The organism is Citricoccus sp. NPDC055426 (assembly GCF_040677445.1).
Lineage (GTDB): Bacteria > Actinomycetota > Actinomycetes > Actinomycetales > Micrococcaceae > Citricoccus.
The window spans coordinates 23,149-37,280 of the sequence record NZ_JBFARZ010000018.1 but is presented as its reverse complement, the minus strand read 5'-3'; the positions used below and the strand labels follow the sequence as shown (position 1 = coordinate 37,280).

At 71.3% G+C, this 14,132-nt stretch carries 12 protein-coding genes and 2 tRNA genes; 6 read left to right on the top strand and 8 right to left on the bottom strand.

Annotation, left to right across the window (positions count from 1 at the left end):
• The 4 genes from AB0K08_RS16745 to AB0K08_RS16730 form a co-directional block, all read right to left on the bottom strand.
• A partial coding sequence (locus tag AB0K08_RS16745) for a bifunctional UDP-sugar hydrolase/5'-nucleotidase (RefSeq protein WP_363356441.1) occupies window positions 1-2,243 on the bottom strand: 2,243 nt, incomplete at its 3' end.
• Window positions 2,244-2,491: 248 nt separating this feature from the next.
• Entirely contained in the window at window positions 2,492-4,033 is a 1,542-nt protein-coding gene (locus tag AB0K08_RS16740; RefSeq protein ID WP_363356439.1) for an FAD-binding oxidoreductase, read from the bottom strand.
• A gap of 203 nt (window positions 4,034-4,236) precedes the next feature.
• Window positions 4,237-4,324: transfer RNA gene (locus AB0K08_RS16735), tRNA-Ser, on the bottom strand.
• Between the two features lie 81 nt (window positions 4,325-4,405).
• On the bottom strand, window positions 4,406-5,152 hold the full coding sequence (locus tag AB0K08_RS16730; protein WP_363356437.1) for a DUF1345 domain-containing protein: 747 nt from the start codon (window positions 5,150-5,152) through the stop codon (window positions 4,406-4,408).
• Between the two features lie 76 nt (window positions 5,153-5,228).
• Between AB0K08_RS16730 and AB0K08_RS16725 the strand changes: the two genes are divergently transcribed.
• Window positions 5,229-6,245, top strand: coding sequence for an NAD(P)H-quinone oxidoreductase (locus tag AB0K08_RS16725; protein ID WP_363356435.1), 1,017 nt, complete (start codon window positions 5,229-5,231; stop codon window positions 6,243-6,245).
• Window positions 6,245-6,718 (top strand): hypothetical protein, encoded by a 474-nt coding sequence (locus AB0K08_RS16720; RefSeq protein ID WP_363356433.1) that lies wholly within the window; start codon window positions 6,245-6,247, stop codon window positions 6,716-6,718. The genes AB0K08_RS16725 and AB0K08_RS16720 overlap by 1 nt, the downstream gene beginning before the upstream one ends.
• A gap of 74 nt (window positions 6,719-6,792) precedes the next feature.
• On the opposite strand, the gene AB0K08_RS16715 is transcribed toward AB0K08_RS16720, so the two are convergent.
• A tRNA-Thr gene (locus AB0K08_RS16715) sits at window positions 6,793-6,869 on the bottom strand.
• A 228-nt stretch (window positions 6,870-7,097) separates the two neighbouring features.
• Here AB0K08_RS16715 and AB0K08_RS16710 point away from each other — a divergent pair.
• Window positions 7,098-7,817, top strand: a complete 720-nt coding sequence (locus AB0K08_RS16710; protein ID WP_363356431.1) for an HAD family hydrolase — start codon at window positions 7,098-7,100, stop codon at window positions 7,815-7,817.
• A 66-nt stretch (window positions 7,818-7,883) separates the two neighbouring features.
• Here AB0K08_RS16710 and AB0K08_RS16705 read toward each other — a convergent pair whose 3' ends face one another.
• Genes AB0K08_RS16705 through tmk form a run of 3 tightly spaced genes read right to left on the bottom strand, consistent with a single transcriptional unit; the run spans window position 7,884 to window position 11,487 of the window.
• A complete protein-coding gene (locus AB0K08_RS16705) occupies window positions 7,884-9,506 on the bottom strand; it encodes an alpha/beta hydrolase (protein WP_363356429.1) in 1,623 nt (540 codons plus the stop codon).
• A 59-nt stretch (window positions 9,507-9,565) separates the two neighbouring features.
• Entirely contained in the window at window positions 9,566-10,789 is a 1,224-nt protein-coding gene (locus tag AB0K08_RS16700; protein WP_363356427.1) for a DNA polymerase III subunit delta', read from the bottom strand.
• Window positions 10,786-11,487: a dTMP kinase gene (tmk, locus tag AB0K08_RS16695; RefSeq protein WP_363356447.1), complete on the bottom strand. Its 702-nt coding sequence runs from the start codon at window positions 11,485-11,487 to the stop codon at window positions 10,786-10,788. The genes AB0K08_RS16700 and tmk overlap by 4 nt, the downstream gene beginning before the upstream one ends.
• 167 nt (window positions 11,488-11,654) lie before the next feature.
• On the opposite strand from tmk, the gene AB0K08_RS16690 reads away from it, so the two are divergent.
• From AB0K08_RS16690 to AB0K08_RS16680, 3 genes are all read left to right on the top strand, one after another.
• Window positions 11,655-12,869 carry a PLP-dependent transferase gene (locus tag AB0K08_RS16690; protein WP_363356425.1) on the top strand — a complete coding sequence of 405 codons (1,215 nt, stop codon included), beginning with the start codon at window positions 11,655-11,657 and terminating at the stop codon, window positions 12,867-12,869.
• A gap of 27 nt (window positions 12,870-12,896) precedes the next feature.
• Window positions 12,897-13,238 carry a DUF2516 family protein gene (locus AB0K08_RS16685; protein ID WP_363356423.1) on the top strand — a complete coding sequence of 114 codons (342 nt, stop codon included), beginning with the start codon at window positions 12,897-12,899 and terminating at the stop codon, window positions 13,236-13,238.
• 63 nt (window positions 13,239-13,301) lie between these two features.
• Complete coding sequence (locus AB0K08_RS16680) at window positions 13,302-14,054, top strand: phosphoglyceromutase (RefSeq protein ID WP_363356421.1); 753 nt, start codon at window positions 13,302-13,304, stop codon at window positions 14,052-14,054.
• The last annotated feature ends 78 nt before the right edge of the window (window positions 14,055-14,132 follow it).

Here is a 14,132-nt window from a genome sequence, read left to right as displayed (position 1 = left end):
CCATCGGAGTATCCGTTGGTCAGGCCCTCCAGCTGCAGCCAGCGGACCGGGGCGAAGTGCTTCGAACCGGGCTGGTTGTCCGTGAAGTTCTCCGGAGCCCCGGCGTCGATGGTCAGGGCCGAGCGGACCTCGGTGGTGGACTCGTACTGGTCGTCGTAGGAGACGGTCATGACGAGCTCACCCGCGCCGGTGACCTCGGGGGCCTGCAGGGTGGAGAGGTCCGCGGTCTCGCCGTCGGCCGCGACCTCAACGGTGCCGACCTGAACGGCCTCGCCCTCGGTGGGCTGGAACTGCACGGACACCGAGGTGGCGTCGCCGGCACCGTCGGAGTCGATCTCCAGGTTGCCCAGGGTCAGGGACAGGGCCTCGCCGGGAGCGGCGGTGCCACTGGCGTTCTGGACCTCCACGGCCTTCTTGGCGAAGTCCGGTCGGATGTCGCCGGAAGCGGCGGTCTCGGCCAGCACGTACTCCTGGAAGGCCTGGTTGTCCATGATGCCCAGGTCGACCTGGTTCTCCTGGCCGATGGCGAAGCCCTCGTAGCCGTCCGGGGCGGAGTTCTCGGTGCCCACCCAGGAGGTGTCGGCGAGGAAGGACAGGGTGCCGATGGTGTACATCTCGTCCAGGTCCACGGGCTCGCCGGAGATCCAGATGCCGGTGACCTTGTCATCCTGCTCGCGGGTCTCGTCATAGGTCCAGGTCAGTTCCTCGGACCAGCCCAGGTGCAGGGCCTTCTCGCCGTCCTGCCAGTTCTCCTCGAGGACCTGCTTGATGGAGGAGCCGGGGATGTCGAAGTAGGCCAGCGTGTTGCCGAAGGGCGCGAGGTCCAGGATCTCGCCGAGGGTGACCTTGCCGTGCAGCTCCTCGGGCTTGTCCGTGAAGGTGCCGGAGGCGTTGTACTGGTCGCGCAACAGTTCGGAGCGCAGGCCGCCCGAGTTGGTGACGCCGAGGTCAACCTCCGGGTTCGACAGCGAGATGCGGTCCTTGAGGGCGTTGGCGGCCCAATTGCCCAGGGTGGTCTCCTGGCGGCGGGTGCCGCCTGCCCTCCAGGCTCCGGTCTCCTCGATGCGGGTCTGGTAGTCGGTGGTGATGGAGGAGTCGATGTCCCCGATCACCGTGTTCTTCAGTTCCTCGAACTCGGCCACGGCGGCCTGCTCCAGGGCGTAGACCTCGGCGGTCACCTCGGACTCCTCGGCAGCCTCGGCCGGATCCTGGGTGGAGCGCTCGATCAGCTCGCCGGTGTACCCGAGGACCTCCTTGGTCTCGGCGTCGATCTCCAGCTCCACGGCGGCCAGCTTGTTGCCGGACTGACCGGCCTGCATGACCGGGCGTTCCTTGCCGCCCTCGGTGGTGGTGTCGTAGTCGTACTCCTGGTGGGTGTGACCGTTGAAGATCACGTCCACGGACTCGTCGGTGCCGTTGACGATGGAGTCGAAGACCGCCGAAGCCGCGGTGGCGTCGGCCAGCTCGGTGGCACCGCCCACCACGGAGCCGTCGTGGTAGGAGGCGACGATGACGTCGGCGGTGCCGGCGGCCTCGATCTCCTGGGCCACCCCGTTGACGGCCTCCACGAGGTCGATGACCTCGTTGCCCTGCAGGCCGGAGCCAGTGGTGGTGGCGTAGAGGTTGTTCGGAACGGCGCCGATCACGGCGACGTCGACCCCGTCGACATCGAAGATCTGGTGGTCGGTGAGGACCGGTTCCTTGGTCTCCGGGTCCACGAAGTTCGCGGCCAGGAAATCGAAGTCGGCGATGTCCATGACACGGCCGGTGAGGTCGTCCAGGCCCTTGTCGAACTCGTGGTTGCCGGCGGCGGAGACGTCCAGGCCGAGGGCGTTCATGATCTCGAGGGTCGGCTCGTCCTGCTGGGCGTTGGAGACCGATTGGGAGGCGCCGATCAGGTCCCCGGCGGAGGTGAGCAGCGTTGAGCCCTCGCCGTGGGTGCCCTCGAACGCGGTGCGGTAGTCCTCTACCGTGTCCGCGAACTGCGTGCCGGAGTACTCGTCCGACAGGGCACCGTGGAAGTCGTTGAAGCTGAGCAGCGAGATCTTCTCGGTGCCCTCGGCGGCCGGTGTGGCGGCTGCCTTCGTCGCCTCCTCGGAGGACACGGAAACGCCGGCCTCCGTGGAGACCGGCGTGGGTGAATCGGTGGTGGCGGCGGATGCAGGCAGTGCGACGGCGGGGGCGGCTACGAGCCCCGCGGTCAGAACACCGGCCAGCAAGGACTTCCTTGACTGCAGCGGCATGAGTTATTCCCTCTTGTTGTTCCCCTGGACGGTACGGTCACCGCCGGTGATGGGGATGACCGGCGGGGTCGGCGAGCCCCCCGGATGAGGGGTGGCAGCCTGATCATCGCATCACCGCCGGGTGAAATCCCGGTGACGGTGCGAGGAACGGTACAGGTCAGAATCTGTGAAGACTAGGTTTCACGTGCCTGGATGGTCCGCCCGGACGGATTGCGGGGCATCACGGGCGACGCGCCCTGCGGCACCGTTCACCCGAACCGCGCGGGGAAGCTGTTCTGGAACCGCAGCTCCGGGTCGTAGCGGCGCTTGGTCGCGAAGAACTCCTCGAGCCGCGGGTACGCCTGCGCCACCTGCTCCCTCGTGTAGTGCTGCTGGTAGGGCAGGTAGAACGTGCCGCCGAGGCCCAGGGAGGACTCGACCAGAGCGCGCGTCAGGGACGCCATGTCCTCGCTGCCCTCGTCGCTGACCTCCTGGCTGAGGTAGAGCACCAGCGAGAACCGTTCCCCCTGCGCGTAGTCCAGGACGATGTCCTCGCGGTGGACTGAACGGATCGAGGCGCTGAGCAGCTGGGCGTCGTGACTGCCGAGCAGGGCCCGTAGCTCGTCGAGGAAGGGGACGATCTGGTCGGGGGCCAGGAAGTACTCGTGCAGGACGTCGGTGTACTGCGGGAGCCTGTTCTGCAGGAATCCCAGGCTCTCGTACATGGTCTGGTTGCGACCGACCATGCATGCCTCCGCCTCGCGCAGGGCCTCGTTGCGCGACTGCATGCAACCGCGCACCCGCGGCAGCAGCTCGCGCTGCGCCGTCCACTTCAGGCGCTGCCCGAGATCACCGGTGCGGGCCAGGTTGAACACCAGCCGACCCGCCCGGTCCGAGGCCCGCTCCTTCAGCGGCGGGACCGGCTCGGCCGTGTCGACCCGCTCGTAGGTGTAGACGATCGCCTCCTGCAGCAGGCTTCCCGGGGAGGTCGACAGGTGCGTGTAGGTCAGCCGCACCGCGTCGTCGGCCGCCACCTGCGAGGCGAAGACCTGCGGGAAGTCGCGATGCTGGATGACGGTGCTGCGCAGCCGGTACATCTCGCTGTCGACCAGGTCGAGCTCCACGTCGAGCACCACGCCGACGAGCCCGTAGCCGCCCACGATGGCCTGGAACAGCTCGGGCTCCTGCTCCGGCCCGACCCGGTGCACGGTGCCGTCGGCGAGCATCACCCGTAGGGAGCGGATCGTGGACGACAGGCTCCCCGCGCGGAAGTCCAGTCCGTGCGCATTGACCGAGATCGTGCCCCCGACGCTGAGCACGTCGACGCTGGGCATGGTGGACACCGACAGCCCGACCGGGTGCACCGCCTCGAGCACCTGGTGCCACGTCGCGCCGGCCTGCACGGTGGCCGTCCTCGCGTGTTCGTCCACGGTGATCGCGTCGAGTCCGCGCATGTCCACGACCAACCCCGCGGGGAACGATGCCTGCCCGCCCATCGCGTGCTGGGTGCCCCCGACGGCGACGGCCAGGTCGTTCTCCTCGGCGAACGCGAGCGCGGTACGCACCTCGTCCTCGTCGACTGGACGGACGACGCCGAAGACCGCGGTCTGGGTCAGGCAGCTGGCGTCGGACACCGTGCCGCCCTGCTGGGCGAGACCACCCGGGTATGCCGCAGCGCCCGCCTGCGCGGCCGCTCGCGGAGGGGCCTGGATGGGCAGAGGTGGCACCGGGCCGACGACGCAGTCCTTCGCGGCGACCGGGTCCCCCGACCACAGCGCGAACTGCGGGCCGCCCACGACCAGGACAAGCATCAGGACCAGTGCAACGAGGAAAACGCGCACCCGCCTGCTGCGCGTCGATCGGTACTTCGGCGGCCGACGGCTACCGCTGCGCTCGTGTCCCACGGGCGATCCCATGGCTCATTGAACACCGGGCGCCCGAGCGAGGCCAGATCCAGGGTCCCGGGAAACGCGGAAGCGGCCCCGGTAAACGGGGCCGCTTCCCTTTATTCACGCGGATGGTAAGAGATTCGAACTCTTGGTACGGGGTTACCGCACACTGGTTTTCAAGACCAGCTCCTTAGGCCGCTCGGACAACCATCCAGAAGTGACCATCCTACGGGGCCCGCCGTTCAGGTCGGAAACCCGAACCTGAAACGCGGCCCGGACACCCAAGCCGGAATCTCATGCCAGCAGCAGCGTCGCGAGCGTGGCCACCACCATGGAGTTGAACCCGAAGCTCACGAGCACGTGGTTGCGCATCAGGGTCCGGATCCGGCGGCCGGACAGGGTGGCATCCCCATGTCCGAACATCGCGGAGACGAAGATGGCCAGGGACAGGTAGTCGCCCCAGGTCGGGTCCGGCGTTCCAGCGAACTCGAGCCCGCCGTCCTGCGCGTTGGCTCGGGCGTAGGCGAGCGTCTGGGACAGCACCAGGAGCACCCAGGAGGCCGCCACGGCCATTACGCCCAGGATCCGCAGGGCAAGCAGAGCCCTGGCCTCGGGGACCAGCATCACGGCCACCACCATGGTCAGGGCCAGGACGGCCAGCTGCGCGGACCAGGACAGCGTGGAGCCCATCCGCCACCAGCCCAGGAACCGTCCGGTGCTGCCACGGGAGACGGTCCGCAGGTCCTCGTGCAGCCGCTCGGAGGTGAGCCGGCGGTAGCGGTGCAGGGTCAGCAGGGCGTAGGCGAGGGAGTACAACAGCCAGAACACCAACATGAACAGCAGGGCGGCGGCGGCGGAATCCGGTGCCCCCACACTCTCCTCCGCCCGGCCCCAGTGGAACAGGACGGGGAAGGTGATGGCGTAGGCCAGCGGGAAGGCCGGGATGAGCGCCACCCAGAGGCGGCCGTCGTCGCTGTCCAGGCAACGCTGCCACCAGGAGCGGCGGGCGGGGCGGGAGCGTGCCGACGGGCTGGACCTCATGGGCGGTAGCCTAATGGTCAGCTGCGAATCGCCGTCGGCGGGCCGGCAGGACCGTCCGCCAGAACAGGGGAAGAACATGTCCGAGGAGCGCCTCCATCCCAGCATGCGCGTGGTGACCTACGCCGGGTCCGGTGGACGCGAGGTCGTCGCCGTGGACCAGCGGCCCATCCCCAGCCCCGGCCCGGGGGAGGTGCTGATCAAGGTGACCGCCGCCGGAATCAACCGCGCCGATGTCTTGCAGCGTGCCGGGAACTATCCGGTCCCCGCCGGTGCCTCGGACCTGCCCGGGCTGGAGGTCTCCGGCACCATCGAGGAGGCCGGGGCCGGCGTCGGGACCTGGGATTTCGGCACCCCGGTCTGCGCGCTGCTGACCGGCGGCGGCTACGCGGAGTACGTGACGGTCCCCGCGGGACAGGTGGTGCCGGTGCCCGACGGCGTCTCCCTCACCGATGCGGCCGGCCTACCGGAGGTCGCGGCCACCTGCTGGTCCAACCTGGTGATGGAGGCCGGCGTTCAGGAGGGCGACTGGGTCCTCGTGCACGGCGGGACGGGCGGGATCGGTTCCTTCGCGCTGCAGCTGCTGAAGGCCCTGGGGGCACGTCCACTCGCCACCGCCGGCAGCGCCGAGAAGGTGGCCCGGAGCCTGGAGCTGGGGGCGGAGGCCGCCATCAACCACCGCGAGGAGGACTTCGTGGAGCGGGTGAAGGAGATCACCGACGGCCACGGGGCTGACGTGATCCTGGACGTGATGGGCGCGAAGTACCTCGAACGCAATGTCAAGGCTCTGGCCCGCGGCGGACGACTGGTGGTGATCGGCCTGCAGGGCGGCGCCTCCGGGACCCTGCCGCTCAGCGCCGTGATGGGCAAGAACGCCGTGGTGACGGGCACCCTGTTGCGGCCCCGCCCGGTGCAGGAGAAGACGGAGATCATGCGCCAGGTGGCCGAGCACGTCTGGCCGCTGGTGAGTTCCGGCACTATCCGGACCACCACCGATGCCACGTTCCCGCTGGACCAGGCCGCACAGGCCCAGGACCGATTCGAGGAGTCGGACCGGACCGGCAAGGTGCTGCTGGTGGCCGGGGAAGGACATTGATGGTCGGTCCGTTCGCGCGGCGGCGGCAGGCCAAGAAGGACGAGAAGGAGCTGGGCTCCGAGCTGTGGCGGCGCAGCCATGACTGGTTTGTGCGGTCGCTGGACCGGTACTGGCAGGTGGTGCGGGAGGCGGAGTCCACGGGGACCGTGCCGCGGGAGGAACTCAACGGCCTGGTCAACGCAGGCAACGTGCTGACGGAGCTGGTGCCCCGGGTGCGCCAGCTGTGCGTCGAGGCCCACCAGCGTCACCCGGAGACCGGACTGCAGATCCCGGGGGCCTACAGCGATGTGCACCGGATCCTGTCCCGGGCCGCGAACGACCTGGCCACCACCGCCCAGGCCGCCGCGATGTTCCGGCTGGGGCAGTCCTCGCTGCAATCCGTCGGCCGGCGGGCCGAGAAGGTGGTGGCCGCCGTGCAGGAGGCCGAGGAGGCCGCCGGAGGGATCGCGGGCGCCGACCACGAGGCGCAGTAGGAAACCGCAGCAGGAAACCGCAGTAGGAAGCAGAGATCCCCGCAGCCTGGAGGGCTACGGGGATCTCTTCTCGATGGAGCCTCCTGCCGGATTCGAACCGGCGACCTGCTCTTTACGAGGGAGCTGCTCTGGCCAGCTGAGCTAAGGAGGCAATCGCGGTGTCCCATGGAATACCAGTGGGTGCCACGGCTGTCCATGGTAGCGGGCCGGTGCCCCGACCGGCAAAACACTGTTCGAGCAGTACCCACCGCCTCAAAGTTCACAACCCACAGGCACAGTTCACTTCACGGCCAACCCCCGGCAAGGTCCGCACGGTGCAGTGGTCTGAACATGACACGAGGCCGGGCAAGCGCCGGGCCGCGACGACGGGAGGACCGCCATGTTGCCTGCCACCACCCACCCCGGACGGGACCTGCGTTCGCGGCGTCCGCTGGCGCTGGCCGTGCTGGACATGTCCGGCACCACCGTGGATGAGGGCGGCCTGCAGGACGAGGCCTTCAGCACGGCGATCCTGCAGGAGGGGATCGAGCCCGGCGGCTCCCGCTATGACGCCATGGTCGGCTACTTCCACGAGGCCCGGGGCACGGCCCGGCACGAGATCTTCCGTTCGATCTTCCCGGAGGACCCGGTCACCGCCCGCCGGGCCAACGACTGCTTCGAGACCACGTATGACACCCTGCTGGCCGACCGCGGCGTCCGCCCGATGGAGGGGGCCGCCGAGGCCGTGGAGGCCCTGCGGGAGGCCGGGATGAAGATCGTGCTGACCACCGGCTTCGCCCGCCACACCCAGAACATGATCCTGGAGTCCCTGGGCTGGATGGGCGTCTCGGACCTGAGCCTGTGCCCCTCGGACGCGGGTCGCGGCGTGCCCTACCCGGATATGATCCTCACGGCCCTGCTCGCCCTGGACCTGGAGGACGTCCGCTCCGTCATGGCCGTCGGGGACACCTCCGGGGACATCCGGGCGGGCCAGCGCGCCGGCGCCGGGCTGACCGTGGGCGTGCTCACCGGCTACCACGACCAGGCGACGTTGCGCGGGGCCGGCGCGTCCGCCGTCGTGCCCTCCATCCGGGACGTCCCGGCCCTGGTGACGGGATGACGCCCGTTTCCCGGCAGCACCAGCCCGTCTCCCGGCAGCACCGGGATGCCGGGCGCCGCTAGCGCTTCAGCTGCACTCCAGGCCGTCCTCCGGGACCGTCCCGTCCACCAGGTAGCCGTCCACGGCGTTGCCGATGCAGTCCCCGGCGCGGCCGTAGGCGGTGTGCCCCTGGCCGTCCCAGGAGACCAGCACCCCGGACTCGAGCTGCCCGGCCAGGGCCGGCGCCCACGCGTACGGGGTGGCCGGGTCCCCGTGGGTGCCGATCACCACGATGGGCGCGGCGCCCGGGGCGCTGGCGGGCGCCGGCTCGTTCACCGGCTCCTCGGGCCACTCGGCGCAGTTGGCCCCGGCGTAGGCCAGGAACCGCCCGATCGTGGGGGAGGCCTCGTCCAGCTGCCGGGCCTGGGCGCGCAGGGTCTCGGTGTCCGAGGCCGAGGAGGAGTCCAGGCAGTTGATGGCGGTGAAGGCGTCGTTGATGTTGGAGGTGTAGGTGCCGTCCTCGTCCCGGCCCGCGTTCAGGTCCGCGAGGTAGAGCATCACGTCCGGGTTGCCGTCCATGGCGTCGGAGAGGGCCTGGGTCAGCAGCGGCCAGTTCTCGTCCGCGTACAGCGGGGTGATCAGCCCGGCCACGAAGGTGGCGGCCGGCACCTGGCGGCCGTCGGTGGAGGTCAGCGGGGAGTCCTCGACCTGCTCCAGCAGCGCGCGGACCTGCTGCACGCCCTCCTCGGGGGTGCCGCCCAGGGGGCAGTCCTGGCCGGCGAGGCAGAACTCGACCCAGGAGGTGATCGCCTGCTCGAAGGCCTCGGCCTGGCCCAGCGTCACCTCGAACTCGTCCAGCGAGGGGTCCATGGCGCCGTCCAGCACCATCCGCCCCACGTTCTGCGGGAACTGCCCGGCATAGGAGGCACCCAGGGCCGTCCCGTAGGAGAAGCCCAGGTAGTTCAGCTGACGATCACCCAGCACACCGCGCATCAGGTCCATGTCACGGGCGGCGGAATCGGTGTCCACGTGGCCGAGGACCTCCCCGGTGTTCTCGTCACAGGCCTGCGCGTACTCGCGGGCGGAGGCGCGGACCTCCTCGAGCCCCTCGTCCGTGGACGGGTCGATGTGCTCCTCGCGGGCCGCGTCCATCTCCTCGTCGCTCAGGCAGGTGATCGGCGCGGAGCGGGAGACCCCGCGGGGGTCGAAGCCGACCACCGCGTAGTGCTCCTGGACCGCCTCCGAGACCACGAAGTCCAGGGAGTCCACCACCATGTCGACGCCCGAGGCGCCGGGGCCCCCGGGGTTCAGCAGCAGATGCGGGGTGCCGTCCTGGGCGTCCCCGGTCCGGACCATGGCGAGCTCGATGCGCTCGCCGTCCGGGTCCGCGTAGTCCAGCGGCGCCTGGACGGTGGCGCAGTCGAAGTCCCCGGCGTCCTGCTCGCAGGACTGCCAGTCCGGCTCCTGCGCGTAGTACTCCTCCAGTCCCGCAGGGACCTCGGTTTGACCTCCGGTGGCGGTGCCGGAGGCAGAACCAGAGGCAGTGCCCGACGCCGGCCCCGGGCCTTCCGCGGCCGGGTCGCCTCCCGGCGTGCAGCCGGTGAGCACGAGCGCCGTGGCGAAGACCGCGGCGAGCAGGGCACCCGGGCGGGCCAGCCGGCGTCGTGACCGGGGCACCGCGCGGGCATGCGGGGAGGGAAGCAGGGACACGCGGTGGTCCTTTCGGAAGGGCAGGCGGGGGAGGCGGGGGAGGTGCGGGGAGCGGGTGCTCAGGCCCAATCGCCCGGACGGCGGTCCAGGATGCGGTCGGGCAGGAAGCTGGTGGCCATGGCCTCCAGGGCGAGCAGCGCCGGGACGTTGCCGGCCAGGCGGCGCCGGGCCGTGGCCACCGCGTCGATCCGGGCCACCGTGCGCTCGGCCGGGGCGGCGTGGGCGTAGGAGGCCAGGTCGTCCCGCAGGTGCTCGTTGACCAGCTCGGCCCCGGTGCCTAGCTGCAGGGCCAACACGTCCCGGAACAGTCCGGTCAGGTCGATCATGGCCCGGTCCAGGGTGTCGTGCACGCTGCGCTTGTTCCGGGCGGTCTGGCTGTCCTCGAGCCGCTTGACGTGGTGGCGCAGCTTGGCCGGGACCTTCTCGTCCTCGCCGAGGCCCAGGGCGCGCAACAGGGCCGCCCGCTCCTCGGCGTTGCGGACCTCCGCCGAGGCCTTCGCCTCCGCCTGGGTGACCTCCACGAGCTCTTTGGCCAGCGCCACGGCGTCCGAGGTGGCCTGGATCCGCAGCGGCAGGTGCACCACCGACTCGCGGCGCTGCCGGGCCCCCTCGTCAGCCGCCAGCCGCCGGGCCATGCCCACGTGGGACTGCGAGGCCCGCGCCGCGAACAGCGCCAGGTCCGGGTCCAGGCCGTCCCGGGTCACCAGCAGCTCGGCCACGGACCGCACGGAGGGGATGCGCAGGCCCACCGGGCGGCAGCGGGACCGGATGGTGACCAGCACGTCCGCGGGGGAGGGGGCGCACAGCATCCACACGGTCCGGGCCGGTGGCTCCTCGATCGCCTTGAGCAGCACGTTGGTGGCGCGCTCCGTCATGCGGTCCGCGTCCTCGATGATGAAGATCCGCCAGCGGCCGGAGGAGGGTCGGTCCTGGGCGAGCGAGATCAGCTCGCGGATCTCGTCGATCTTGTAGCTGACGTTCTCGGTGGCCATGACCTTCACGTCCGCGTGCGTGCCCGCCTTCACGGTCAGGCAGGCGTGGCACTGCCCGCAGCCGCGGTCCGCGGGGTCCGCCTGCTCGCACTGCAGCGCCTGGGCGAAGGCCCGCGCCGCGTTCGAGCGGCCGGACCCCGGGGGGCCGGTGAACAACCACGCGTGGGTGGGGTTGTCCGCCGCGGCGGCCCGGGACAATTGCCCGACGGCGGCCTCCTGGCCCGCGAGGTCCGCCCACGCGGGTGCCGCGCTGGGAGGAGCGTCGGGGACGCGGTCCGGTGCGGCGCTCATCGGCCGGCTTCCCCGTCCAAGTCCAACCCGTCCAGGTCCAACCCGCCCAGACCGGCAGCCCGCTCCAGCAGGCCGGCGACCCGGCCCCAGACCTCGGCGGCCAGCTCGGGGGCGGCGCGGCCGGCGTCGAGCACGAGGTAGCGCTCCGGGTGGGCCGCGGCCCGATCGGTGAAGGCGGTGCGGATGCTGCGGTGGAAGTCCTCGGGCTCGGACTCCATCCGGTCCGGTCCGGTGCCGCCGGGAGCCTGGGCGCGGGCTGCCCGGCGCCCGGCGGCCGTGGTGGTGTCCACGTCCAGCAGCACCGTCAGGTCCGGGTGCAGTCCGCCGGTGGCCCACTCGTTGAGCCCGGCCACCGTGTCCGGGCCCAGGTTGCGGCCGGCGCCCTGGTAGGCCACGGAGGAGTCGACGTAGCGGTCGGTGACCACGGTGCGGCCGGCCTCCAGGGCGGGGCCGATGCGTTGGCGGACGTGGGCGGAGCGGGAGGCGGCGAAGATCAGGGCCTCCGTCACCGCGTCGATCGGGGCGTGGGCCGGGTCCAGGACGAGGGAGCGCAGGCGCTCGCCCACGTCCGTGCCGCCGGGTTCCCGGGTCAGCAGGACATCGAGCCCCTCCGCGTCCAGCCGGTCGGCGAGCAGCCGGGCCTGGGTGGACTTGCCGGAGCCGTCCCCGCCCTCGAAGGCGATGAAGACGCCGCGCACCTCGGAGCCCTCGCCGGCGGCACCCTCGCCGGCGCCGTCACCGGAGGGGAGGGCGCGTTCGGCTGGGGTGGCAGAGGGCTGGGTCACCGGTCCAGCCTAACGGCCGCCGCCGTCACGTGGTGCCCCGTCCACAGGCCGCCCCGGCCTCCGGACGTACGATGTCAGGCATGCATCCGGAAACCCTCGTGGTCAGCGCAGCCCGCCCCGCCCGCCAGGTCGATGCACCGGTCAACGAACCGGTGCACTTCACCTCCACCTTCGTCGGCTGGGAGCCGGACTCGGCGGGGCAGCGCCGTCTCTACGGCCGCATGTCCAATCCCACCTGGGACGGCCCGGAGCAGTTGCTGGCGGCCCTGGAGGGTGTGCAGGACCCGGCCGCGCAGCCGGCCCTGCTGTTCTCCTCCGGGATGGCCGCCATCACCGCGGCCTTGCACCTGGCACCGAACGGTGGTCGCGTGGTGGTCCCGCAGCACGCGTACCAGGGCGGGATCTCCCTGCTGGACTCTCTGCAGCAGGCCGGCCGGCTGGCCGTGGACCGGGTGGACATCACAGACACCGCGGCCGTGACGGCGGCCGTGGCCGGCACCGGGGCCGGCTCCCCAGCCGGACCGGCCAGCATCCTCTGGCTCGAATCGCCCACCAACCCCATGCTGGAAGTCGCCGATCTGGCCGCCCTCACGCAGGCCGCCCACGCGGCCGGCGCCCTCGTGGTGGTGGACAACACCTTCGCCACGCCCCTGGTGCAGCGACCGCTCGAGCTGGGCGCCGACGTCGTGGTCCACTCGGTGACCAAGTACCTGGCCGGGCACTCGGACGTGGTGATGGGCGCGGCCGTGACCGCGGACGCTGAACTGCACCGCCGGCTGCACGCGCACCGCACGCTGCACGGGGCCATCGCCGGGCCCATGGAGGCGTTCCTGGCCCTGCGCGGCATGCGCACCCTGGCCCTGCGCCTGGAACGGGCCCAGTCCAACGCGGCCGAGCTGGCCCGTCGGCTGGAGAACGCCCGGGCCGACGGCTCCCTGCCGCTGGCCGCCGTCACCTACCCGGGGCTGCCGGACCACCCGCAGCACGGGCTGGCGGCCGCCCAGATGCACGGCGGCTTCGGCGCCGTGCTGACCCTCGTGGTGGCCGGCGCGAACGGGGCGGGGGATGCGGAGGCGGCCTCCGCCGCGGCCGCCGACGCCGTGGTCCAGCAGGTGCGGCACTGGCTGCCCGGGACCTCGCTGGGCGGGGTGGAGTCGTTGATCGAGCGCCGCCGCCGCTTCGAGGGGGAACCGGCCACCGTCCCGTCGGGGCTGCTGCGGCTCAGCGTGGGGATCGAGCATGTGGACGACCTCTGGGACGATCTCGCCGCCGGGTTGCGCGCCGCAGCCCGCTGAGGCGCCCCGCGGCGGTAGGCTGACCGCATGCACCCGTGGATCCTCGTCACCACCGTTGAGAACTGGCTCTACATCGCCTTGTCCCTGGTGGCCGTCGTGCTCGCCGTCTGGGCCTTCGGAGACTGCCTGACCCGCGGCAAGGCGCAGTTCGAGCGCGCCGGGCAGAAGACCAAGACGTTCTGGATGCTCCTCACCGGGGTGGCCGCCTTCGTGGGCGTGGTGTCCATGGCCGGGTCCATCGGCCAGCTGGGGGCCGGGTTCGGCCTGTTCCAGATCGCCGCCCTGTGCGTGTCCGCCGTGTACCTGGCCGGTCCGCGGGGCGAGCTGAAGCTGTTCGGCAGCGGCGGCTCGCGCCCCTACGGCTACTGAGCGGGCCGGGCGGGTTTTCGTCTCACACCGGTGCGGGACGGGCCGTCCCGATAGGATGTGCCCATGGCTGAGACCCCCTACAAGCTCGTCCTGCTGCGGCACGGCCAGAGCGACTGGAATGAGAAGAACCTGTTCACCGGCTGGGTGGACGTCCCGCTGACGGCCAAGGGCCGGCAGGAGGCGGCCCAGAGCGGTGAACTCCTCGCCGCCGAGGGGCTGGAGCCGGACGTGCTGTACACCTCCGTGCTGAAGCGGGCCATCACCACCGCCAACCTGGCCCTCGAGGCCGCGGACCGGCAGTGGATCCCCGTCAAGCGGGACTGGCGCCTGAACGAGCGTCACTACGGGGCGCTGCAGGGCAAGGACAAGGCCGCGATCCGGGAGGAGTTCGGCGAGGACCAGTTCATGGTCTGGCGCCGCTCCTATGACACCCCGCCGCCCGTGCTGGACGACTCCTCCGAGTTCTCCCAGGCCGATGACCAGCGCTACGCCGGGCTGGGGGACGCGTTGCCCCGCACCGAGTGCCTCAAGGACGTGGTGGCCCGGCTGCTGCCCTACTGGGAGGCCGAGATCGTGCCGGACCTGAAGGCCGGCAAGACCGTGCTGGTGGCCGCCCACGGCAACTCCCTGCGCGCCCTGGTCAAGCATCTGGACGGCATCTCGGACGAGGACATCGCCGGGCTGAACATCCCCACCGGCATCCCGCTGTACTACGAGCTGGATGCGGACCTCAAGCCCGTGGCCGCCGGCCGCTACCTGGATCCGGAGGCCGCCGCCGCTGGAGCCGCCGCCGTGGCCAACCAGGGCGCCAAGTAACCCCACCCCCGCGTTTTGAGGGCGATCCCACGCGGGGGGTGCGCCCCCCAAAAAAGAGTGGGACGCGCCGCGGCCCCC

What these genes read in the sequence shown, in the direction of transcription:
- AB0K08_RS16740 (WP_363356439.1), bottom strand. Translation starts at nt 4,033, where the DNA reads ATGCTTGTCCTGGTCGTGGGCGGCCCGCAGTTCGCGCTGTGGTCGGGG.
- AB0K08_RS16730 (WP_363356437.1), bottom strand. Translation starts at nt 5,152, where the DNA reads ATGAGGTCCAGCCCGTCGGCACGCTCCCGCCCCGCCCGCCGCTCCTGG.
- AB0K08_RS16725 (WP_363356435.1), top strand. Translation starts at nt 5,229, where the DNA reads ATGTCCGAGGAGCGCCTCCATCCCAGCATGCGCGTGGTGACCTACGCC.
- AB0K08_RS16720 (WP_363356433.1), top strand. Translation starts at nt 6,245, where the DNA reads ATGGTCGGTCCGTTCGCGCGGCGGCGGCAGGCCAAGAAGGACGAGAAG.
- AB0K08_RS16710 (WP_363356431.1), top strand. Translation starts at nt 7,098, where the DNA reads ATGTTGCCTGCCACCACCCACCCCGGACGGGACCTGCGTTCGCGGCGT.
- AB0K08_RS16700 (WP_363356427.1), bottom strand. Translation starts at nt 10,789, where the DNA reads ATGAGCGCCGCACCGGACCGCGTCCCCGACGCTCCTCCCAGCGCGGCA.
- AB0K08_RS16690 (WP_363356425.1), top strand. Translation starts at nt 11,655, where the DNA reads ATGCATCCGGAAACCCTCGTGGTCAGCGCAGCCCGCCCCGCCCGCCAG.
- AB0K08_RS16685 (WP_363356423.1), top strand. Translation starts at nt 12,897, where the DNA reads ATGCACCCGTGGATCCTCGTCACCACCGTTGAGAACTGGCTCTACATC.
- AB0K08_RS16680 (WP_363356421.1), top strand. Translation starts at nt 13,302, where the DNA reads ATGGCTGAGACCCCCTACAAGCTCGTCCTGCTGCGGCACGGCCAGAGC.